The following is a 22,416-nucleotide window of genomic DNA, read 5'->3' on the forward strand; positions in this document are numbered from 1 at the left end:
TGATACGGTTCCCGCCGCAGGACGAGATCGATAAGGAAAGCTGTGCCAGAGCTGGGGATCGCGCGCAGTCGCCGGATGATGTCGCGGCATTCCCGCCGGTGCGCGGCGCCAGCGGGTCGGGGGATGGGTTGCCTGAGGACGTCGGACGCGACATCGGCGCGGCTGAGCGGATGGTTCGCGAGTGGCAAGAGCGGGCCGCCGAGAAGGCCGAGAAGTTCGGCCGGATGCAGCAGGAGATCGAGCGGATCTCGGTCACCGAGACCTCCCGGGACGGCGCGATCGAGGTGACGATCAATTCCGCCGGCATCCTGCAGAACCTCCAGCTCTCCGAGAGCGCCAGCAACCGTCCGATGGCGAAGCTGGCCACCGAGATCATGCGCGCCGTGCAGACCGCGCAGGCGAAGGTTCCCGAGCTGATGCAGCAGGCGGTCGCCGGCACCGTCGGCCTCGAGGATTCCGCCGCACAGCACGTGCTGGGGCAGGCCCGGAAGTACTTCCCGGAGCCGCCGGAGCACGACGACGAGACGCAGCAGCGCGGGTCCGGCCTGCAAGAGATGCGGTACGAGGTCGAGGACGACTACGAGGAACCGCAGCAGCGACGCCAGCCCCCGGCGCCCCCGAAGCCCCCGACTCCGCCGCAGCGGCCGCCGTCGCGGCGCGGCCCGGACGAATTCGACGACGACTTCGGCAGCGGTTCCTTCCTGCGCTGACCGTGCCGTGCCTGACCTGAGGGGCCCTTCGCGATGCCGGACGAGATGAACGTCGTCATTGAGAACCTGCGCATCCACGCATCCAAAGTGGACGGTGTGGTGGACCAGCTGAACGTCGCGGTGGACGCGTCGCAGCAGGTCTCGTTGGACAACGACGCGTACGGCATCCTGTGCCGTCCCTTCGCCTGGACGCTCGACCCGGTGGAGCAGCACGGCGTCGAGACCCTGCAGAAGGCCGTCGAGGCCATGCGGGAGGTCGCCGAGAACGTGCGCGGTGCAGCCGAGGACTACCAGGCGGCCGACGACTCAGGCAGCGACGTGATCGGCGCGATCGAGGTATGAGCAACCCGCTCGTCGCGCAACGGAAGGAGAATCTGGACGGGCCCGGTCCGCTGACCGCGGGCACCGGTGACGCCGGGTGGGGCACCGGTATCGGCATCGCCGAGTCCATCAACGACGTCGCGTCGCTGAACGACGGTTCGAGCTGGGTCGAGTCCGGCCTGGCCTACGGCGGCCTGGTGATGGAAGCGGTCAGCATCGCCACCGACCCCATCGGCACCCTGCTGGCCTACGGCCTGTCGTGGCTGATCGAGCACGTCGAGCCGCTGAAGGAGGCGCTGGACTGGTTCGCCGGCGACCCGGACGGCGTCAAGGCGTACGGGGAGACCTGGGCGAACGTCTCCAAGGCGGTAGGCGAGGCCGCCGCCCAGTACAACGACGCGGTCAAGGCGGACACGGCCCAGTGGACCGGCGCGGCAGGCGACGCATACCGGCAGCACGCCGCGGAGAAGGGCGAAGCCATCGCCGGCGCCTCCGAGCTCGCCAACACCATCAGCACCGTGGTGACGGTGATGGGCGAGGTCGTCTCGTTCGTCCGCGAGTTCGTCCGCGACCTGGTCGCAGACTGCATCTCGCGCCTGATCACCTACGCCCTGGAAGCGCTGGCCCCGCCGGGGGTTTCGCTGGCCTGGGTGGTGCCGCAGGCGGTGTCGTTCATCGCCAAGACTGTTTCCAAGATCACCAAGGTCGTCACCAAGCTGATCAAGACGATCAGCAACGTGGCACCGAAGCTGACGAAGCTGGTCGAGGTCTTCGGCGACATCATGAAGGCCCTCGGCAAGATGGGGAAGCGAGCTGCCGAAGGCGTCGGCAAGGTCGCGGACAAGCTGGACGTCGCGGGCAAGCTGGGCGACAAGCTGGCGGATAAGACCTGGAAGAAGGTCGACGACGTCTTCGGCACCGACGTGGTCGGCAAGCACAACGCCAAGTTTGGCGGCCCGGACGCGCCCGGAGGCGGCCGGACGGCGACGGCGGCTCGGGGAGCGGGACCGGTAGTGATTCCGGCTCCTCCGGCGGCCGGTCGGGTTCCGGTTCTTCCGGGACCGGCTCCGGTTCGGGATCGTCCGGTGATGGTGCGGGACAAGGGGCCGGCCCGTCGGTTGACGGTGCGGGCTCGTCGGGCAACGGCTCGAACCCGGGTTCTGCGGGCAGCGGCTCGACTGGCTCGGGTTCCGCGTCGAACAGCGGCACGGCTCTGGAGACTCCGGCCCCGGAGTTTCGGGTTCGCACAGCGACGCTGGTTCCGGTGGTGCTGGCTCGCAGAGTGGATCGGGGTCGCACGGTGGCTCTGACGCTGGCGGATCTGGGCACGGTGACTCCGGTTCCGGCGACGGTTCTAATTCTCCGAGTGGTTCCGATTCCCCACGGGCCAGGGCCGAATCCAGTTCGCACGACCCGGAATCGTCCTCCACCTCCGACGCGCGCTCGGCAGATACGGCGCATAGTTCGTCCTCAGTGGACAGTTGTTCGGCTGGCGGCTCGCAGCACGGCGGCTCGGGCGGCTCCCACGGCCCCGCCGATTCAGCGGACGGCCCGCGCGCCGCATCGGCTCCCGACAGCGCTCCGGCGGGCGGCTCGCACCCGGGAGGCGGGCCGGCCCCGACCGGCAACGGCACGGACTTCGGTTACGGCGGCGGGCCGCCTCACGCTGGAGGTGGCTTCGGTCCGGGCAGCGGACCGGCCCCCGGCAGTGGTGACTTCGGCCAAGGCGGCGGACCGGCGCCTACCAGCGGCGGATTCGGCGCTTCGGGTTCGCACGGCCCGGATGTTGCCAACCGCCCGCCGAGCACTCCGGCGAACACGTCGACGGCCAGCGTCGACGCGCCGCCTCGACCGACGGAAGCGGGCTTCCTCGCCTCGCCCCCCAACGTCCCCTCGGCACGGCCCGATCAGCCCGGGTCCGGCGGCGGAGCCGTCGGCGGCGCAGGCTCGGGTGCGCCAGGCGGAACCGGTGGGGCATCCGCACCGGGAAGCCGACGCCCGGGATCGGGCGGCGGATGGACGGGTACCTCCGGTAGCCCCGGCGCAGCCGGGCGGAGCATGCGCAGCGGGCGCAGCCCCGAGGCGCCGCGGCCACGCGGTCCGGAGGGCACCCGGGCGAGCCGCGGACCAACGAAGCCGGACGCACCGAGCCGCCCAAGCGGTGCACGGCCCGAAGGGCCGGCGAGGGCCGACGGCCCGGCAGGGCAGGGAGGACCGGCCCGCCCGGGCGGCCTGGCAGGGCCGCAGGGGCCGGGGCATCCCAGCGGTTCGGCGGGCCCGAACGGTCCCGTACGTCCCGACGCCCCGATGCGGCCGAACGCTCCGGCACACCCGAACGGCCCGAATGGCCCGATGCAGCCGGATTCCCCTAGCGCCTCGATGCGACCGAATGCCCCGGCACGGCCGAACGGTCCTGCTGGTCCCCACGGTTCGACCCGCCCCGGAGCACTTGGGCCGGTGCGGCCGGACACGCCGGCTCGCCCCAACAGCCCCGCTCACGCAGGCAGTTCCACTGGCTCGGCTCGCCCCAACAGCCCCGCACGCCCGGATGGCCCCGGGCACCCAGGCGCTCCATCGCGCCCGACCGGCCCCCACGCCGCGGCACGCCCTGACGCCCCGTCCTGGCCGAATGGCCCCGGGCGCCCCGATTCCCCGGCGCGGCCGGACGGCCCGATGCCTCCGGAAGCTCCGTCCCGGCCGAATGGTCCGGATCGCCCGGCCGGCCCCGACGGCCCTGTCCGAAATGGACGGACCGACAGGGCGGAGATGCCACGCCAGCGGCAGTCGGAAACGCCATCCCGCCTCAACGATCCGGCCAATTCGCGCCAGCACACGACCCCGCAAGGCCCCGACGTGCCCCGCGTCGGCACGCCGCACGGTCCGGACCTACCGCGCGTGGATGCGCCGCGGGTGAACCACCCGCAGGCGGCGGTCCGGCACCCCGACGCCGACCGTTGCAGGTGGGCCGACGTCAAGCACGAGAACTTCGCGCACGTCAAGGGCGAGGGTTTCCGACACTGGGGTCCGGGCTGGCAGCAGCGGGTGGCCGGGGACGCCAGGATTCGCGCGGAGTCGCTCGGCTACCACCAGCCGGACCGGCCGCACACCCCGGAACCGGTCCCGCAATCCCCGCCGCGCTCCACACCGGAGTCGATGGCCGCCGAAAGGGCGCCGGAAAACCCGTTTGAGCACCGATGGAACAACGGCGTCGGGGAGCACGAGAAGCTGGACATCTCCGGCGAGCTGCGCACGAAGCTCGGCGGAACGGGCCTTGGGATCCGCAACACGGGTTCCGGCCTCTCAATGATTCGGCATTCGCGGCAGGGCTACTACGGCGGCGCGGACTTCGCCCAGCGCATGCCGCGGCCATCGGTGGACCCGAAGAGGTTCACCGTAGAAGTGCATGGCAGCCCGGACGGCGTGACGTTCAACGGCCAGCAGCTTTCGGCCGAGGAACTCGCCGAGATCATCAAGGGTGCCCCAGGCTACAAGGAAGGCGCACCGGTGCGCCTGCTGTCCTGTCGAACAGGCGCCGACCTGCCAGACGGCTCCCCGAACTTCGCCCAACAGCTGTCGAAGGAACTGGGCGTAGAGGTCCTCGCGCCCAACAAGGACGCCTGGGTCGACAACTTCGGCAACATGTACGCGAGCGGAAGCCGAGCGGAGTTCCACCCGGACGCCTTCGGCACGCCGCAACCGCGCTTCGACGAGCCGGGCGAGTGGGTCAGCTTCAGCCCGGACGGCACGAAGGAGGTCCACGAAAGCCCACTACCCCCGGGCCACGAACCGGAGTGGACCCGCTTCGGCCACCAAGCCGACGCAGCCCACCAACGCGGCTTCTTCAGCAACCTCTTCGGCCGAAAGCGCGAGGATTCCTTCGAGTTCGATCCGGTGTCGGGCGAGAACCTGCAAATAGCGGTCTACATCGGAATGGCCAGTGACTACGTACGTGAAGCGCTTCTGCTGGCCATGAACTACACGGAGCACCGATCCGTGGTCGGGGCGATCAGCGGGATGCTCATCGGTGCCGATTTCGGTGTGCAAGCGATTCCGTCGGACCTGCGTGCTCCATTGGTACTCGGCGATGCGATCGAGACGCTCGCCAAGGATGCGCTCGTGGAGTTCAGCCCGGGTCCCCCGACCGACGAAGCCTGGTTGCGCCGGTATCCGGCGTGGTGAGGTACGGCAGAGCCGACGAGCGGAGCGGAGACGAGTCGACCTGTTCGGCATTCGGGCTGCCGATTCGGCGACCGTTGCGGCGTTGGAGTCGTTCGCTGGAAACGGTTCGCAGCCTGGCACATAAGGCCGCGGTGCCGGAGGCGGCGGGGTGCCGCGAGCGGCGATGGCCGCCGTGTGGTCCAACGACCCGTCGGAAGTCTTCTCCGCAGCCGTCAAAATCGCGATGTCGACGCACCGTGCCGATGACCACCTCCCAATCGGGACTTCGGCCGTGCTCCTGCATCAGCAGATCCGTGAAGTGCCGTTCTTCGACTGCCTCCGCAGCGCCGTGGCGGTGTTGCGGAAATGGCCCGCTAGCGCCGAGACGCCGTTTGACGGCCGCGAGCGGTTGCCGCGTCCTGCGGTGACTCTCGGCGTGGAAGTTCAGGAGAGGGTGGCGAACTGACAGACTCGGGTGGGAGTGGTGAATCGGGCTCTGCTGGGGAGGCGAAGATGGGGCGACCGGAGTTGTCCGCGCTGGAGCAAGCGATCGAGCGGTATGCGGGGCAGCAGGGGCCGATCGAGGACGTCTACCGGGAGTTCCTGGTCGCGCGGCTGCTGCTGATCAGCTCGCCGGATTCGCCGGATCCCGTGATGTTCAACATCAAGGACCAGCCCAAGCAGCAGATCTGGGTTTGCACCGGCAAGGACGCCGTGCCGGACTTCGCGCCCGGCACTGCGCCCGTCAACGGGTATCAGATCTTGCCGTTGATCGAGGAGCGGAACGTGCACATCGTCACCAGCGGTGATGCGCACGACCTGACGTTGATCGGCGAGCGCGCCATTGAGCACTCCGCGCCCGGGATCACCGATGCGTTGCGGACCGAGGGGATGCAGAAGCCCAGCACCTGGCTGGCCGTCCCCGATCGCATGTACCGCGAGCAATCCCGGGATAAAACCCCCGAGTACGGCTTCGTCGGCGAGTACTGGGTGGACGAGAGCGGCACGGTCACCGGCCGGTACCGGCCGAACCCCGGGTATAGGCCCTCGCCGGTGACCTTGGGCTTCCCGCAGCCCGAGAGCAGCCTCGAGAAGTTCCTGCACCTGCATGCGACTGGCCAGGTCGCGGACGAGTTGCTGGTGTCGGTGGTCAATCAGTCCGAGTTCGCCCTGGTGGTGGAGGAAGACGGTGCCGCGCCGCTGTTCCCCCTCGGCGAGAAGCGGGTGGTCGTCGCGGCCTCCAGCGTCAAGTACTTGCCGGACTTCGCGAAGGGTGCCGTCAAGGCCAGCACCGCAGCTATCAAGCCGTTGCTCGCCGAAGCCGACCTCGTCATCGACCTGGGTGCGCGCCACCAAGCGCACATCTCCGGGACACTCCTGCTGACCGCGCTCGAATCGCAAGCGGAGCAGCCAGGCGAGAACCAGGGGCAGCCCGAAGCGCAGCCGCATGCAGCTCCGGCCCCGCCGCGGCACCCCAAGCCGGTTAAACCACTCGACCCGCACGAGCGGTTCATCGGGTCGATGCTCGCTGGCGCGATGGGGGATGCGCTCGGGTATGCCATTGAGTTCCACGACATCGGGATGATTCGGCAGAACCACGGGGCTGCTGGGCTCACCGCTGCGGTGCTTCGGGATGGCGTTGCCCAGATCTCCGATGACACGCAGATGATGCTCTTCACCCTTGAGGGCCTCATCCGGGCTCACGTCGCTCGGCGGATCAATCCGACCGACAACGATCCCGTTCCCGAGGTTCAGCACGCTTATCAGCGCTGGTTCCACACGCAGAACCAGCCGTGGGCGCAGGCAGGTGGCCCCTATGCGCGGCATCTGCAGCAGCCCGACGGGTGGTTGATCACGCGACCCGAGCTGTTCAGCCTGAGGGCTCCGGGTAGCACCTGCATGTCCGCCCTCGCCAAGTTCGCGCAGACGCATCAGCACGCCAACCCGCAGTTCAAGATCAACGACTCCAAGGGCTGCGGCGCTGTCATGCGCGCCGCCCCGGTCGCGGTGTGGTCCAACGATCCTGCCGAGGTCTTCTACGCCGCGGTCGGCACCGCTGCACTGACGCACAGCCACCCCAGCGGCTACCTCTCCGCCGGAGTGCTCGCGGTGATCGTTCACCAGCTCATCCGCGACGTGCCGTTGCCGGAAAGCGTTCGGATGGCGCGGGATCTGCTGCTCAGGTGGCGGGGGCACGAGGAGCAGTTGCAGATCCTCGACGCCGCCGTCGAGCTCGCCGAGAAGGGCGCCGTCACTCCCGAGGAGATCAAGGACACACTCGGTCAGGGCTGGGTCGGGGAAGAAGCTCTCGCGATCGGGCTTTACGCCGTGCTGGCCACGGATAACCTTCGGGACGCCTTGTTGCTGTCCGTGAACCACTCGGGGGACTCCGATTCCACGGGGATCGTGTGCGGCAACATTGCTGGGGCGCTTCACGGGGCACGGGCCGTTCCACCGGAGTGGCTCGCGTCCCTGGAGCTGCGCGAGCTCGTCGAGACGCTGGCCAAGGATGCGCTGGTCGAGTTCAGCCCCGGGCCGCCGACCGATCCGGGGTGGACCCGGCGGTACCCCGCCTGGTGACCACGAGGGAGACATCGCGATGACCGACGCCCAACCACCGCAGCTGTCGTGGGCGAAACGTTTCCGTGGCGCCATGCTCGGCGGGGCCGTCGGCGACGCGCTCGGGGCTGGCGTGCGGGGCACGAGCACCGCCGAGATCCAGCAGTGGTTCGGGCCGCAAGGCGTCGTCGACTACCTGCCCGTGTACGGGCGGCGCGGCGCGGTCACCGATCTGACCCAGCTCACCGTGTTCACCCTGGAAGCCCTGCTGCGCGCGAAGGCCGCCAACCCCGGCGGCAGCGGCTGGTTGCCCACGGAGTTCGTCTTCACCAACTACCTGCGCTGGCTGTACACCCAGGGTGTTCCGTGGGATTACGCGATGTCGACCTACCTGTCGGCAGAACCCGCGCCCACCAGCTGGTTGCTTGAACGGCCGGAGCTGTACTCGACCCGCAACCCGGACGGGGCGGCGATCGCCCTACTCGGTCGGATGGCCCGGCGGTCCCCGCTGGGCGCCGACGGCCTGCTCCGACCCCCGACCGGTGCGGACGGTTTGGCGGACTGCGTGGCCTGGGCGGCGCCGGCCATGGTGTGGTCGAACGTGCCGGAGGCCGTGTACTCGACCGGCGCTTCGACCGCGAACCTGTTCACCTCCGCCCCGAACACGATCAGCGCGGCCGGCATGCACGGCGACGTGCTGGCGCAGCTGATCCGCGGGGTGCCGTTGTGGGACGCCGTGACCGCATCCGACCGCAACCGGCTCGGCAGCGCCTACCAGGTCCGCGAGGTTCCCGCCGATGTCCGGCGGACCGTGCACGCGGCGATGTTCGTCGGGCAGCGGGGCATCCGACCCTCCCCATCGGACATCGACATCGAATTCGACACCGAGGACAAGCCCGGCGAACTCGGCATCGCGCTGGCCGCGGTGGGCAGCACCCGGAACTTCGCCGACGCGGTGCGGCTCGCCGTGAACCAGTCCAGCGACAGCGCCGTCACCGGTGCGCTGGCCGGGCAGCTCGCCGGAGCGATCTACGGGCCGAGTGGGATTCCCGCGCAGTGGGTGGGCGAACTCGAACTTCGCGAGATCATCGAGATCCTCTGCGCGGACGCCACCGAAGCCTTCGCGCCGCCACCGCCGCCGCAGTGGGCGCAGCGGTACTCGCCGAACCCGCGGCGGCTCGCCGCCCCCCAAGAACTCGCCGGCGGCTCGCCGAACACCGTCGAAGGCTCCGCCGATCAGACCATGATCATGCCGGCGATCACGGCATCGTCGGATGCTACCGACATGCCCCCGCAGGGCATGCCGGCGCAGAGCGCGCGCGCGGAGAACATCGGGGCACCGACGTTCCCGGCGGCCCGGGTTGAAACCCCGGCGGATCCGGTGGAATTCGCGGTGACCGACCCGTCGAGCACCGGGCCGATCCCGGTGCCGCGCCTGCTGTCGGCCGAAGCACCGGTCGAAACCACCGCGCTATTCCCGACGATCGACGCTCCTGCGGATGCGGTCGCCCCGGAGCAGTTCGAACGGGAGCCGCAGATAGCGGCCTTCCCGCCGCTTGCCGCCCCCCGCGCGGCGAACGAGGTCGCGGCTCGGGCCCAGGGATTCACGGCGCCGGCCAAGCACCGGGACGAAGCCCGGCCGACACCGGTTGTGCCTCGGGACCATGCCCGCTCGGGATTGGTCGAAGAGCGCGAGCCGCTGATTTCCGAGGAGTGGCCGCAGGCCGTTTCCGCAGCGGCTGAGCGCGATTTCACGCCGATCGTCGTGCCGGAGGCCGACGACATCGCCGCCGCTACGGCATTCGCGTCGCGACCTGCCGACGACGAAGCCGAAGCAGCGACTGGGGCGCCCGAGGACTCGGCCGCCGAACCGGACTCAGCGGAGCGCGTCGCCGGTGAGGCCGAGATCGCGGCGTCCGAGGAGTTCGCAGAGCGTGAAGCAGCGATCGCAGAACCCGCGGAGCCGGTGGAGATCGCGGCTGGTGGCGCTGCGGCCGAAGCTGCCGAACCGGAGCGCGCTGCCGACGAACCAAGAAACGCCGCGTCCGAGGAGTTCCCGGAGGTCGCCGGCAGGGCGGTCGAAGAGGCGGTCGCCGAGCCGGAGATGTCTGTGCCGCAGGGACTCGTTGCGGAGGACGTCGTCCCGGCTCCTGCCGCCGAAGATCCGCTCGACGCCGAGCCGCCCGTCGCTGGGCAGCCGACGCCGGAGCGAGAGCCGGTCGACATGCAGCCGCCCGCGCGCGCCCCGATCGACCTCGAATCAACCGAGTTCGAGACGGCCCCCGACGAGCTCGAAGCCGCGGTGGACCAGGTCGTATCCGACGCACCGACACACATCACTGCCGAGGAGTACTGGCCGGAAGCCGCCGGATCGGTCCCGCCGGAAGCAGACGCGCTCGCCGCGTTGCCGAAGGTGGACGGAGCGGTCCTGCCGACTGCGGAGACCGCGCCGGAGGACATCGACGCGGCGGTCGAGCTTGCGGATGCCGCTGAGATCGAGCCGGCGGCGGTCCAGCGACCGAGTGCTGATAAGCGCGTGGAGGATGCGGACGCGGAGTCCCGGCTGTCGGATGTCGATGACGACGTCGTCGCGGACCGCGTCGCGCCGGGGAGTGCTGATGTCGGCTCGCCAGAGTCGGCCACCGTTGAAGCCAAGCCGGGGACCCGGAGCGCAGGACCGTCGAGCGTCGATCACATCGCTCGCCGCGTTGACCCGCTAGCGGCAGTCGCGGAAGAAGCCGAGCCGGTGGAGGCAGCCGAGGCCGTCGCGGCCGGACCCACGGGCGCTGCTGACGTCGGGCACCACATCCTGTCGGGGGCCATTGCCTCGTCAAAGGCAGCCGAGCCGACTGGAGCGGGGGAGGTCGAGCCGACCGAGGTCGCCCGATCCGTGCGGTCGGACGCCGAACTCCAGCAGGGCGAATCCGCCGACGCAGCGCCGAAGTTTCCGGAAGCGGTGCCGGCGGTGCCGCCGATCGTTCGCGGCGGGCACGCCAAGGCCGACCGCCCCGACGACAGCGCTCCGTCCCTCACCGAGCGGGTGCTGGGTTGCTTCCTCGGCGGAGCGCTCGGCGACGCCCTCGGCTCCGACCTGGAGTTCATCAGCGCCGAGGAGATTTCCAAGCGCTTCGGGCCCGACGGCCCGAGCGGGCTGCGCGAGGCGTACGGGGTGCACGGCGCGATCACCGACGACACACAGATGACGCTGTTCACCGCCGAAGGCGTGATCCGCGGCAGCGTCGCCAACCGGATGCTCGGCTCCGAGGACCCGCTGCCCGAGGTGCAACTCGCCTACCAGCGCTGGCTGCATACCCAGGGCGTCGACTGGGAAGCTGCCGCCGGGCGGTTCCTTGGCGACTACCTCGCGCCGGACGGCTGGCTGATCGAGGTGCCCGGCCTGTTCAAGACCCGCGCCCCCGGTAAGACCGTGTGGCGTGCGCTGGCCCGGTTCGGCGACGGCCACCCGGCCGGCTCGTTCACCGAGAAGATCAACGACTCCAAGGGCTGCGGCGGCGTGATGCGCGCCGCCCCGGTCGCGCTGTGCTCCACCGACCCGGCCGAGGTGTTCCGGCTGGCGGCCCGCACCGCCGCGCTGACCCACAGCCACCCCGCCGGCTACCAGTCCGCCGGCGCGCTCGCGGTGATCGTCCAGCAGGCGCTGCTCGGCCGCGGCCTCGACGACGGGGTGTGGCTGGCCCTGCAGGTCCTGGAGACCTGGGAGGACCATCAGGAGACCAGCGCGATGCTGAAGGCCGCCGTGGCGCTGGCCGAAGCGGGCGTGCCGACGCCGCAGCAGGTCGCCGAAACCCTCGGCGGCGGCTGGGTCGGCGAGGAGGCGCTGGCCATCGCCGTGTGCGCGGCGCTGGTCGGTGGCGAGGACGTCGAGTTCGCGCTGCGGATCGCCGTGCACCACGACGGGGACAGCGACTCCACCGGCGCGATCTGCGGGAACATCGTCGGCGCGCTGCTCGGCGTCAGTGCGCTGCCGGTCGACTGGCTGGCCGAGCTGGAACTGCGCGACGTCATCGAGCAGATGGCGCTGGACTGCGCCGCAGAGTTCGGCCGGGGTGCGTTCCAGCCGGGCCCGGCCGCCATCGAGCCGCCGTCCGACGAGGACTGGAACGAGCGCTACCCGGTCCGTCCGCAGTGGTCGGCCGTGCCAGTACCCGCGCTGCCCGTCGCCGAGTTCCCGGCGCCCAAGCCCGCGCCCCGGCGCATCAGCGGTCCCGTCCACGCCGAAACGTTCGAGGGGGAAGATAAGTGATCCTCGGGACCCACATCTGGGGCACGCACTGCGCGGTCGATGGCGTGTCGCGGTTGATGACCGAGTTGCTTGACGGCGCGGTGCGGGTCGATGGCAGCCCGGACCCGATCCCGGTCGAGCAGGTGACCGCGGTGTTCTTCGACCAGGAGGATGACGCGCGTCCGGTGCGGCCGCAGTTCCCGGCGCCCGCGGCCTTCGGCCAGGTGCCGGATCGGTCGGCGCTGCAGCGGGAACTGGTCGGTGCGCTGCAGGACGCGGTCGCCGCCGCGCTGCCGGAAGGCTGCCGAGAGGTCCGGGTGAACTGCACGGCCCTGGGCACCCGGATCGAGATCACCGCGACGGTGACCACCGACGAAGAACACCAGTGGATCCCCGCGCAGGAGGTCGTCGACGTGCTGCGCCGGTTGCGCGACGTCGAGTACCGCCCGGAGACCGGCGCGTGGACCTCCGCGCGCCTCACCATCAGCGGCGACGGCGCCGATTACCGGACCGGGCACGACGCACCACAGTGGACCCGCGCAGGCGCGGACCTCCGCGCTTGCTACGACGAGTTGCGCTTCTTCCCTTGCACGACCGCACCGGACTGGCTGCTCGAAGCCGCGTGGCAGCACCACGTGAACAACCGAGGCAACTCCGATCAGCCCGGCCCGGTGCGGATGGTCCAGGTCTTCGACGGCCGCGACGCCGACGACCGCCCGGTGGCGCATCGGCCCGCGCTGCCGTGGGCGGAGAAGCAGATGGTCCTCGACTACCTCTTCGGCGGCGAGATCCTCCTGTCGGCCCCCGGCACCTCGCCGGATGAGGTGGACCCGCAGCGTCCGCCGGAGGTGCCGAAGCAGTTCCACACCGACGGCGTCTGGGTGTGGCCGCTGGCGATGGCCTACTACCTGGAGGCGCACGACATTGCGCCGCCACGCGACTTCCTCGAACACATCCGGCGCACCGGCCACCGGCCGCCGGACGCCGTGGCCGAGCGCGCCGCGGCGGAGGCGAAGGCGCTGGTGCTGGGCGCCGACGCCGACACCCTGGAGAACGTCCCGGCGGCCGAGGCGATCGAGCTGGCCGGGGCGATCATCGGCGCGATGGGCATGAGCCGCCGGTTCTACAGCTTCGAGCAGCCTGTCGAGGGCGGCTGGGCCATGCTCCGCGAGCTCGACGGCTGGTGGTCGGTGTTCTGCGTCGACAACGGCGAGGTCAAGAACAAGTCCCGGTTCCCGGAGCCGTTCGGCGCCGCCGCGCAACTGGTCGGCGCGATGGCGCTGACCCGCGACCTGTTCCTGCGCGCGCCCGACGAGCCGCTGGCCGACTTCGAGTGCCCGATCCGGCCGCTGCCCGGCGAGCCGCCGCTGGATGCCTACGACGACAAGTTCCTCGTCGAACTGCGCGCGGGCGACGAGGTCGACCGGTTCGGCAACCCGGCGGGCAACACGGTCTTCGTCGCGGGCACAACGCTGCCGCAGCGGTCCGCCCCGCCGCAGCAGCCGGCCGGGGAGTACCGCCGGTACCGGGTGGTCACCGTGCTCCGGGCGGTCTCCGGGGTGGCTAAGCCGGACTTCGGGCAGGTCGGCGGCGGCACCGCCTTCGTCCTCCCGGCCGATGTCCAGTCGCTGGTCGCGGAGGGTGTGCTCGCCGAGGTCTGAGCCGGCCGACTCGCGTTGTCCGGAGACGCCAGTCACACCGCGGAGCAGAACCGGTACGCGCCGGCATCGTGATCTTCGGGGGCGGCACAGCAGCAGACTGCATTGGCAGAGGTGTGCGACGCCCTTCTCAGCAAACGTCGAGCTCGGATTCCGCGTCCAGCCCGTTGCGAGCACCGGTCGCGTCCGGCGAGCGTGCGCCGAGCACCGCATTCGACGCTTCCGATTCGCTGGTCGGTCCGGGCTCGGCCAACGCCGCAGGGGCGGAAGTGGGCCGGACGCTGATCCGCTCGTTGCGCCACGACCACGGCCGCATCCTGTGCCAGGATCCGGCGGCCGATCGGCCGAGCCCGGTGGGTCGTCGTGATGCCCACCAGGGGTCACCCGATGTGATCCATCTCGCCGGGCGGGAAGGTCTTGTCGCCGTGGGTAGAGTGTCAGACGAGGGAGACGTGAGCTCGCACCCAGGAGATGGGCGCCACCGCAGCGCCGGGTGATCGAGCAGGTCAAGGGGGACCCCGTTTTGACCCTCTGAGAACGGGGCAGGTATCTTTGTTTATCGGACCCGAACACCATCGGGTCGATCCGCATGCCCGTGCATGACGTGGTCGCCAGCCGCTGGTTGAGACCGCGCCAGCGCCGAGGATGTGTGGAACTCCTCTCGACAACCCTCTGGGGTCATTCCCATTGGGGCGCATCGGCGCCGAAAGGCCGGGGAGTGGGCGACACGCCCGACCTCGTGGTGCGGGAGGAGTCCGGAAACACAGTGCCTGACAGGTGCTCGACGCCAGGGCACGCCGAAGCTCGAACGAGCGGCCGCTTGGTCGAGTACCAGAAGACGCGAACGCTGACAGAAAGCCGGTCCATGCCCACCATCCAGCAGCTGGTCCGTAAGGGCCGCCAGGACAAGGTCGCGAAGACCAAGACCGCGGCGCTCAAGGGGAGCCCGCAGCGGCGTGGCGTGTGCACCCGCGTGTACACGACCACCCCGAAGAAGCCCAACTCGGCACTGCGCAAGGTCGCTCGTGTCAAGCTGACCAGCGGCATCGAGGTCACGGCCTACATCCCGGGCGAGGGCCACAACCTGCAGGAGCACTCGATCGTGCTCGTTCGTGGCGGCCGTGTGAAGGACCTCCCCGGCGTGCGCTACAAGATCATCCGCGGTTCCGCTGACACCCAGGGTGTGAAGAACCGTAAGCAGGCTCGCAGCCGGTACGGCGCGAAGAAGGAGAAGAGCTGATGCCCCGCAAGGGTCCGGCCCCGAAGCGGCCGCTGCACGCCGACCCCGTGTACGGTGCGCCGCTGGTCACGCAGCTGGTGAACAAGGTCCTCGTGGACGGCAAGCGCTCGCTGGCCGAGCGGATCGTTTACGCGGCGCTGGAAGGCTGCCGGGAGAAGACCGGCACCGACCCGGTCGTCACGCTCAAGCGCGCCCTCGACAATGTGAAGCCGACCCTGGAGGTCCGCAGCCGCCGCGTTGGTGGCGCGACCTACCAGGTCCCGATCGAGGTGCGCGCTGGCCGCTCGACGACCCTCGCGCTGCGCTGGCTCGTCGGTTACTCCCGGCAGCGCCGCGAGAAGACCATGGTCGAGCGCCTGATGAACGAGCTGCTGGACGCGAGCAACGGTCTCGGCGCGAGCGTCAAGAAGCGTGAAGACACGCACAAGATGGCGGAGTCCAACAAGGCCTTCGCGCACTACCGCTGGTGACGTCGGGTCGGCTCTTGCCCGCCTCGGCGCACCGATTCGACAGCTTTGCACCTGTCTAAGGACGTTGCACCAGCTGATAGGGAACGGGGAAGAAACTCGTGGCACGCGACGTGCTGACAGACCTGACCAAGGTCCGCAACATCGGCATCATGGCCCACATCGATGCGGGCAAGACCACCACGACCGAGCGGATCCTCTACTACACGGGGATCACGTACAAGATCGGCGAGGTGCACGACGGCGCCGCAACGATGGACTGGATGGAAGAGGAGCAGAAGCGGGGTATCACCATTACCTCGGCTGCTACCACGACCTTCTGGGGCGACACCCAGATCAACATCATCGACACCCCGGGCCACGTCGACTTCACGGTCGAGGTGGAGCGGTCGCTGCGCGTCCTGGACGGCGCGGTCGCGGTGTTCGACGGTAAGGAAGGTGTCGAACCGCAGTCCGAGCAGGTCTGGCGTCAGGCGGACAAGTACGACGTCCCGCGCATCTGCTTCGTCAACAAGATGGACAAGCTGGGCGCGGACTTCTACTACACGGTTCGGACGATCGAGGAACGCCTCCACGCCCGGCCGCTGGTGCTACAGCTGCCGATCGGCGCCGAGTCTGACTTCCAGGGCGTCGTCGACCTGGTCCGGATGAAGGCCCTGACCTGGCGCGGCGAGGTCAAGAAGGGTGAGGACTACGAGGTCGAGGACATCCCGGCCGACCTCGCCGAGCAGGCCGCGGAATACCGCGAGAAGCTGATCGAGGCCGTCGCGGAGTCCGACGAGGCTCTGATGGAGGCCTACTTCGGTGGCGAGGAGCTGACCGAGGAGCAGATCAAGAGCGGCATCCGCAAGCTGACCAACAGCCGCGAGGCGTTCCCGGTGCTCTGCGGTACTGCGTTCAAGAACAAGGGTGTCCAGCCGATGCTGGACGCGGTGGTGGACTACCTGCCCTCGCCGCTGGACGTCCCGCCGGTGCAGGGCCTGCTGCCCGACGGTGTGACCCCGGCCGAGCGCAAGCCCAGCACCGACGAGCCGTTCGCCGCGCTGGTGTCCAAGATCGCCGTGCACCCGTTCTTCGGCAAGCTCACCTACGTCCGGGTCTACTCGGGCAAGGTCTCCGCGGGCACCCAGGTCATCAACTCGACCAAGGAGCGCAAGGAGCGCATCGGGAAGATGTTCCAGATGCACTCCAACAAGGAGAACCCGGTCGACGAAATCCAGGCGGGCCACATCTACGCGGTGATCGGCCTGAAGGACACCACCACCGGTGACACGCTCTGCGACCCGGCGAACCCGATCGTGCTGGAGTCGATGACCTTCCCGGCACCGGTCATCGAGGTGGCCATCGAGCCCAAGACGAAGGCCGACCAGGAGAAGCTGTCCACGGCGATCCAGAAGCTCGCCGAGGAAGACCCCACGTTCCAGGTCAAGCTGGACGAGGAAACTGGTCAGACCATCATCAAGGGCATGGGCGAGCTGCACCTCGAGGTGCTCGTCAACCGGATGAGGACCGACTTCAAGGTCGAGGCCAACATCGGCAAGCCGCAGGTGGCCTACCGCGAGACGATTCGCAAGTCGATCGACAAGTACGAGTACACGCACAAGAAGCAGACCGGTGGTTCCGGTCAGTTCGCGCGCGTGATCATCGGCCTGTCGCCGATCGAGCAGACGTCCGAGAGCGCGACCTACGAGTTCGCGAACAAGGTCACCGGTGGGCGCATCCCGCGGGAGTACATCCCGTCGGTGGATCAGGGCGCGCAGGACGCGATGCAGTACGGCGTGCTGGCCGGCTACCCGCTGGTCGGCGTGAAGGTGACCTTGCTCGACGGCCAGTACCACGAGGTCGACTCGTCGGAAATGGCGTTCAAGGTCGCGGGTTCGATGGCGCTGAAGGAGGCCGCTGCGAAGGCCTCCCCGGCGCTGCTCGAACCGATGATGGCGGTCGAGGTGACCACGCCCGAGGACTACATGGGCGATGTCATCGGCGACCTGAACTCCCGCCGTGGCCAGATCCAGGCCATGGAGGAGCGCAGCGGTACCCGCGTCGTCAAGGCTCTCGTGCCGCTGTCGGAGATGTTCGGGTATGTCGGCGACCTGCGGTCCAAGACCCAGGGTCGTGCCAACTACTCGATGGTGTTCGACTCCTACGCCGAGGTTCCGGCGAACGTGGCTAAGGAGATCATCGCCAAGGCAACGGGCGAGTGACCCGCTGCTCGGTCGCGGCCAGCCGGGACCGAGCGGGAGGCAACGCCTCGCGAAGGCGACCGGGGAGCAATCCCCTCCAGTTCGGCGGCGGACGGGCCGCCACCCCGAAAGGACAGTGTTCTTCCGGGATCGGGGGCCCGCTCGTCACCTACCCGACAGGACTCCGCCTGGCACAACAAGTCGTACGGCGGAAAGTTAACAAGTCCAGGAGGACAATCCAGTGGCTAAGGCGAAGTTCGAGAGGGACAAGCCGCACGTCAACATCGGGACCATTGGTCACGTTGACCACGGCAAGACCACGCTCACCGCGGCCATCACCAAGGTTCTGCACGACAAGTACCCGGAGCTGAACCCCTTCACGCCGTTCGACGAGATCGACAAGGCGCCGGAGGAGCGCGAGCGCGGCATCACCATCCAGATCGCGCACGTCGAGTACCAGACCGAGAAGCGCCACTACGCCCACGTGGACGCCCCGGGTCACGCTGACTACGTGAAGAACATGATCACCGGTGCCGCGCAGATGGACGGCGCGATCCTGGTGGTCGCGGCGACCGACGGCCCGATGCCGCAGACCCGCGAGCACGTGCTGCTGGCCCGCCAGGTCGGTGTGCCCTACATCCTGGTCGCGCTGAACAAGGCCGACATGGTCGATGACGAGGAAATCCTCGAGCTCGTCGAGATGGAGGTCCGCGAGCTGCTGTCGGCCCAGGAGTTCCCGGGTGACGACGTGCCGGTGGTCCGCGTTTCCGCGCTGAAGGCGCTGGAGGGCGACGCCGAGTGGGGCGCCAAGATCGTCGAGCTGATGGACGCGGTGGACGAGAACGTCCCGGACCCGGTCCGCGAGATCGAGAAGCCGTTCCTGATGCCGATCGAGGACGTCTTCTCCATCACCGGCCGCGGCACCGTGGTCACCGGCCGCATCGAGCGCGGTGTCGTCAAGGTGAACGAGGAGGTGGAGATGGTCGGCATCAAGGAGAAGCCGATCAAGACCACCGTCACCGGTGTCGAGATGTTCCGCAAGCTGCTCGACGAGGGGCAGGCGGGTGACAACGTCGGTCTGCTGATTCGCGGTATCAAGCGCGAAGAGGTCGAGCGCGGCATGGTCGTCGTGAAGCCCGGCACCACCACCCCGCACACCGACTTCGAGGCTCAGGTGTACATCCTGTCCAAGGACGAAGGTGGCCGGCACACGCCGTTCTTCAACAACTACCGGCCGCAGTTCTACTTCCGCACCACCGACGTGACCGGTGTGGTGACCCTCCCCGAGGGCACCGAGATGGTCATGCCGGGCGACAACACCGAGATGACGGTCGCCCTGATCCAGCCGATCGCGATGGACGAAGGTCTGCGCTTCGCGATCCGCGAGGGTGGCCGCACCGTCGGCGCCGGTCGCGTCACCAAGATTCTCAAGTGACGTGACGAGGGCCCGCCCCCGAACCACCTTCGGGGGCGGGTCCTCTTGCTTTTCGATGACAACCGCCGAGGGTTTCGTCCGCCGGAACCGCCTCAGCGAAGTGCGCCCGGCAACAGTTCTCCCCGTAACCCCACCCCGGTTTGGGCTGGATAAATGGGTATGTCATGCTGTAGGGGTTGCTCGTTCAGGGCGGCCGGGTTTTGAACTGACCGAAGTCGAAAAGTTCGAAGCTCCGGCCGCCTTGCTGCGAGGGCCTCGCGCCCTTGTTCCGGTTCAGGACTGTTCTCAGACGGTGCTGATGCCGCCGGATTCCCGGTGGTGTGCCGAACAGGGCACAAGAAGGTGTACGGGCCGCAAGGCCCACCCCGTCGGCGACGTTCGCGGGGACCAGTATGCGGTAGCCGGGCGACACGCCCGACCGCGGGTACCGGGCACCAGATACCTGAACAGGGGCGGACTGAGAGCTGTGGCGCCTCCCGTGCATCGGGACGACACAAGGCTGAGGCCGCGTGGGGCACCACCGCCCGCGAAGGTGCGGTGCACCCGCACCCAAGACGAAACCGCGGCACGAGACTAGAGGAACGGCAAGCCACTATGGCGGGACAGAAGATCCGCATCCGGCTCAAGGCCTACGACCACGAGGCGATCGACGCGTCCGCGCGCAAGATCGTCGAGACCGTGACGCGCACCGGCGCTCAGGTCGTCGGGCCGGTGCCGCTGCCCACGGAGAAGAACGTCTACTGCGTCATCCGCTCCCCGCACAAGTACAAGGACTCGCGGGAGCACTTCGAGATGCGGACGCACAAGCGGCTCATCGACATCCTCGAACCGACGCCGAAGACGGTTGACGCGTTGATGCGCATCGACCTGCCGGCCAGCGTCGACGTGAACATCCAGTAAGCGCGGCGACGAGGTAGCTGGAGAGAACGAGACCTATGTCTGACAGGCAGATCAAGGGGATTCTGGGCACCAAGCTCGGCATGACCCAGGTCTTCGACGATCAGAACCGGATTGTCCCGGTGACGGTCGTGCAGGCCGGGCCGAACGTGGTCACCCAGATTCGGACCCCCGAGAAAGACGGCTATTCGGCCGTGCAGCTGGCGTTCGGTGCCATCGACCCGCGCAAGGTGAACAAGCCGCGGAGCGGCCACTTCACCAAGGCCGGCGTCACCCCGCGCCGCCACGTCGTGGAGCTGCGCACCGCGGATGCCGGTGAGTACGAGCTGGGCCAGGAGATCGGCGCGGACGTCTTCGAGGCGGGCGCGGTGGTCGACGTGGTCGGCACCAGCAAGGGCAAGGGCTTCGCGGGCACCATCAAGCGGCACGGTTTCCGCAGCCAGGGTGCCAGCCACGGTACCCAGGCGGTGCACCGCAAGCCGGGCTCCATCGGTGGCTGCGCCACCCCGGGCCGCGTGTTCAAGGGCATGCGGATGGCCGGGCGGATGGGCTCGGACCGCGTCACCACCCAGAACCTGAAGGTTCACAAGGTGGAGTCGGAGACCGGCCTGCTGCTGATCAAGGGTGCCGTCCCCGGTCCCAAGGGCGGCCTGGTCCTGGTTAAGAGTCCCGCGAAGGGTGGTGCGTGATGAGCCTGACGCTCGACGTCCGTACCCCGGACGGTAAGACCGACGGCACCGTCGACCTGCCCGCCGAGATCTTCGACGTGCAGGCGAACGTGGCCCTGATGCACCAGGTCGTGGTGGCCCAGCTGGCCGCCGCGCGCCAGGGCACCCACTCCACCAAGACGCGCGGCATGGTGTCTGGCGGTGGCAAGAAGCCGTACCGCCAGAAGGGCACCGGCAACGCCCGGCAGGGCTCCATCCGGGCCCCGCAGTTCACCGGCGGTGGCGTCGTCCACGGGCCGCAGCCGCGGGACTACTCGCAGCGGACCCCGAAGAAGATGAAGGTCGCCGCCCTGCGCGGTGCCCTCTCCGACCGGGTTCGCGCCGGCCAGCTGCACGTGGTCACCGGCGTGGTCGGCGGCGAGACGCCGTCCACCAAGTCGGCGAAGACCGCGCTGAGCAACTGGACCGAGGCCAAGAAGGTTCTGGTCGTGCTCAACCGCCATGAGGAGGAGAACTCGTGGCTGAGCCTGCGGAACCTGCAGAACGTGCACCTGATCGACCCGGGCCAGCTGAACACCTACGACGTCCTCAACAGCGATGACGTGGTGTTCACCAAGGCCGCGTTCGAGCGTTTCGTCGCGGGCCCCGTCAAGGGCCGGTCGGTCAAGGCCGCCGCGTCTTCCGCAGAGGAGGCACAGCAGTGAGCGCCGACCCGCGAGACATCATCCTTGCGCCGGTGATCTCCGAGAAGAGCTACGGGCTGCTCGAACAGGGGCAGTACACCTTCCTGGTGGACCCGCGCTCGAACAAGACCGAGATCAAGATCGCGGTCGAGAAGATCTTCGACGTCAAGGTGACCAGCGTCAACACGATCAACCGCAATGGCAAGCGCAAGCGTTCCCGGGCCGGGTTCGGCAAGCGCAAGGACACCAAGCGGGCGATCGTCACCCTGTCGCCGGAGAGCAAGCCGATCGAGATCTTCGGCGGACCGGCCGCCTGACCGGTGCTGATTAGGACGAGGTTGCGTTAACAATGGGCATTCGCAAGTACAAGCCGACGACGCCGGGCCGTCGTGGCGCGAGCGTGTCCGACTTCGCCGAGATCACCCGGACGGAGCCGGAGAAGTCGTTGGTGCGCCCGCTGAACAAGAAGGCGGGCCGCAACGCTCAGGGCAAGATCACCACGCGGCACAAGGGTGGCGGTCACAAGCGGGCTTACCGCGTGATCGACTTCCGCCGCAACGACAAGGACGGTGTGCCGGCCAAGGTCGCGCACATCGAGTACGACCCGAACCGCAGCGCTCGGATCGCGCTCCTGCACTACGCCGATGGCGAGAAGCGCTACATCATCGCGCCGAACAACATCAAGCAGGGCGACGCCATCGAGAGCGGTGCGCGTGCGGACATCAAGCCGGGTAACAACCTGCCGCTGCGCAACATCCCGACCGGCACCGTGATCCACGCGATCGAGCTCCGCCCCGGTGGCGGCGCCAAGATCGCGCGGTCTGCCGGTGCCCGGGTGCAGCTGGTGGCCAAGGATGGCCCGTACGCCCAGCTGCGGATGCCCTCGGGTGAAATCCGCAACGTGGACGCGCGGTGCCGGGCCACCGTCGGCGAGGTCGGCAACTCCGAGCACGCCAACATCAACTGGGGCAAGGCCGGCCGCATGCGGTGGAAGGGCAAGCGCCCGACCGTCCGCGGTGTCGTGATGAACCCGGTGGACCACCCGCACGGTGGTGGTGAGGGCAAGACCTCCGGTGGTCGTCACCCGGTCAACCCGAAGGGCAAGCCGGAGGGTCGCACCCGCCGCCGCAAGCCCAGTGACAAGCTCATCGTCCGCCGTCGCCGTACCGGCAAGAAGCGCTGAGCAGGGAGGTA

At 69.0% G+C, this 22,416-nt stretch carries 18 protein-coding genes; 17 read left to right on the forward strand and 1 reads right to left on the reverse strand.

Going from position 1 to position 22,416, the window contains the following annotated elements:
* Positions 1–128: 128 nt before the first annotated feature.
* The 8 genes from ACWDKQ_RS03585 (at position 129) to ACWDKQ_RS03620 (ending at position 13,652) form a co-directional block, all read left to right on the forward strand.
* A complete protein-coding gene (locus ACWDKQ_RS03585; protein ID WP_450137192.1) occupies positions 129–710 on the forward strand; it encodes a YbaB/EbfC family nucleoid-associated protein in 582 nt (193 codons plus the stop codon).
* 33 nt (positions 711–743) lie between these two features.
* The gene (locus ACWDKQ_RS03590; RefSeq protein ID WP_450137193.1) at positions 744–1,052 is read left to right on the forward strand and encodes an ESX-1 secretion-associated protein; all 309 of its coding nucleotides are present in this window, start codon (positions 744–746) and stop codon (positions 1,050–1,052) included.
* Positions 1,049–2,341 carry a WXG100 family type VII secretion target gene (locus ACWDKQ_RS03595; protein WP_450137194.1) on the forward strand — a complete coding sequence of 431 codons (1,293 nt, stop codon included), beginning with the start codon at positions 1,049–1,051 and terminating at the stop codon, positions 2,339–2,341. Before ACWDKQ_RS03590 ends, ACWDKQ_RS03595 begins: the two co-directional genes overlap by 4 nt.
* 1,600 nt (positions 2,342–3,941) lie before the next feature.
* Positions 3,942–5,210, forward strand: coding sequence for an ADP-ribosylglycohydrolase family protein (locus ACWDKQ_RS03600; RefSeq protein WP_450137195.1), 1,269 nt, complete (start codon positions 3,942–3,944; stop codon positions 5,208–5,210).
* A 163-nt stretch (positions 5,211–5,373) separates the two neighbouring features.
* Positions 5,374–5,655 carry a hypothetical protein gene (locus tag ACWDKQ_RS03605; RefSeq protein ID WP_450137196.1) on the forward strand — a complete coding sequence of 94 codons (282 nt, stop codon included), beginning with the start codon at positions 5,374–5,376 and terminating at the stop codon, positions 5,653–5,655.
* Positions 5,656–5,702: 47 nt separating this feature from the next.
* Positions 5,703–7,769 carry a type VII secretion system-associated protein gene (locus tag ACWDKQ_RS03610; protein ID WP_450137197.1) on the forward strand — a complete coding sequence of 689 codons (2,067 nt, stop codon included), beginning with the start codon at positions 5,703–5,705 and terminating at the stop codon, positions 7,767–7,769.
* A 19-nt stretch (positions 7,770–7,788) separates the two neighbouring features.
* Positions 7,789–12,012 (forward strand): ADP-ribosylglycohydrolase family protein, encoded by a 4,224-nt coding sequence (locus tag ACWDKQ_RS03615; RefSeq protein WP_450137198.1) that lies wholly within the window; start codon positions 7,789–7,791, stop codon positions 12,010–12,012.
* Positions 12,009–13,652 (forward strand): TNT domain-containing protein, encoded by a 1,644-nt coding sequence (locus ACWDKQ_RS03620; RefSeq protein ID WP_450137199.1) that lies wholly within the window; start codon positions 12,009–12,011, stop codon positions 13,650–13,652. Before ACWDKQ_RS03615 ends, ACWDKQ_RS03620 begins: the two co-directional genes overlap by 4 nt.
* 127 nt (positions 13,653–13,779) lie before the next feature.
* Here ACWDKQ_RS03620 and ACWDKQ_RS03625 read toward each other — a convergent pair whose 3' ends face one another.
* Positions 13,780–13,965, reverse strand: coding sequence for a hypothetical protein (locus tag ACWDKQ_RS03625; RefSeq protein ID WP_450137200.1), 186 nt, complete (start codon positions 13,963–13,965; stop codon positions 13,780–13,782).
* Positions 13,966–14,514: 549 nt separating this feature from the next.
* Here ACWDKQ_RS03625 and rpsL point away from each other — a divergent pair.
* The 9 genes from rpsL (at position 14,515) to rplB (ending at position 22,405) form a co-directional block, all read left to right on the forward strand.
* On the forward strand, positions 14,515–14,889 hold the full coding sequence (rpsL, locus tag ACWDKQ_RS03630; RefSeq protein WP_009948619.1) for a 30S ribosomal protein S12: 375 nt from the start codon (positions 14,515–14,517) through the stop codon (positions 14,887–14,889).
* Positions 14,889–15,359: a 30S ribosomal protein S7 gene (gene rpsG, locus ACWDKQ_RS03635; protein WP_010315434.1), complete on the forward strand. Its 471-nt coding sequence runs from the start codon at positions 14,889–14,891 to the stop codon at positions 15,357–15,359. The genes rpsL and rpsG overlap by 1 nt, the downstream gene beginning before the upstream one ends.
* Positions 15,360–15,457: 98 nt before the next feature.
* Positions 15,458–17,560: an elongation factor G gene (fusA, locus tag ACWDKQ_RS03640; RefSeq protein WP_450137201.1), complete on the forward strand. Its 2,103-nt coding sequence runs from the start codon at positions 15,458–15,460 to the stop codon at positions 17,558–17,560.
* Between the two features lie 220 nt (positions 17,561–17,780).
* A complete protein-coding gene (tuf, locus tag ACWDKQ_RS03645) occupies positions 17,781–18,974 on the forward strand; it encodes an elongation factor Tu (protein WP_450137202.1) in 1,194 nt (397 codons plus the stop codon).
* Between the two features lie 594 nt (positions 18,975–19,568).
* The gene (gene rpsJ, locus ACWDKQ_RS03650; RefSeq protein WP_450137203.1) at positions 19,569–19,874 is read left to right on the forward strand and encodes a 30S ribosomal protein S10; all 306 of its coding nucleotides are present in this window, start codon (positions 19,569–19,571) and stop codon (positions 19,872–19,874) included.
* Between the two features lie 35 nt (positions 19,875–19,909).
* Positions 19,910–20,560 carry a 50S ribosomal protein L3 gene (gene rplC, locus ACWDKQ_RS03655; protein ID WP_010315426.1) on the forward strand — a complete coding sequence of 217 codons (651 nt, stop codon included), beginning with the start codon at positions 19,910–19,912 and terminating at the stop codon, positions 20,558–20,560.
* Entirely contained in the window at positions 20,560–21,243 is a 684-nt protein-coding gene (gene rplD / locus ACWDKQ_RS03660; RefSeq protein ID WP_450137204.1) for a 50S ribosomal protein L4, read from the forward strand. Before rplC ends, rplD begins: the two co-directional genes overlap by 1 nt.
* A complete protein-coding gene (gene rplW, locus ACWDKQ_RS03665; RefSeq protein ID WP_450137205.1) occupies positions 21,240–21,539 on the forward strand; it encodes a 50S ribosomal protein L23 in 300 nt (99 codons plus the stop codon). The genes rplD and rplW overlap by 4 nt, the downstream gene beginning before the upstream one ends.
* A gap of 32 nt (positions 21,540–21,571) precedes the next feature.
* Positions 21,572–22,405 (forward strand): 50S ribosomal protein L2, encoded by an 834-nt coding sequence (rplB, locus tag ACWDKQ_RS03670; RefSeq protein ID WP_450137206.1) that lies wholly within the window; start codon positions 21,572–21,574, stop codon positions 22,403–22,405.
* Positions 22,406–22,416: the final 11 nt, after the last annotated feature.

The sequence above is a fragment of the Saccharopolyspora sp. NPDC000995 genome (genome assembly GCF_053599315.1).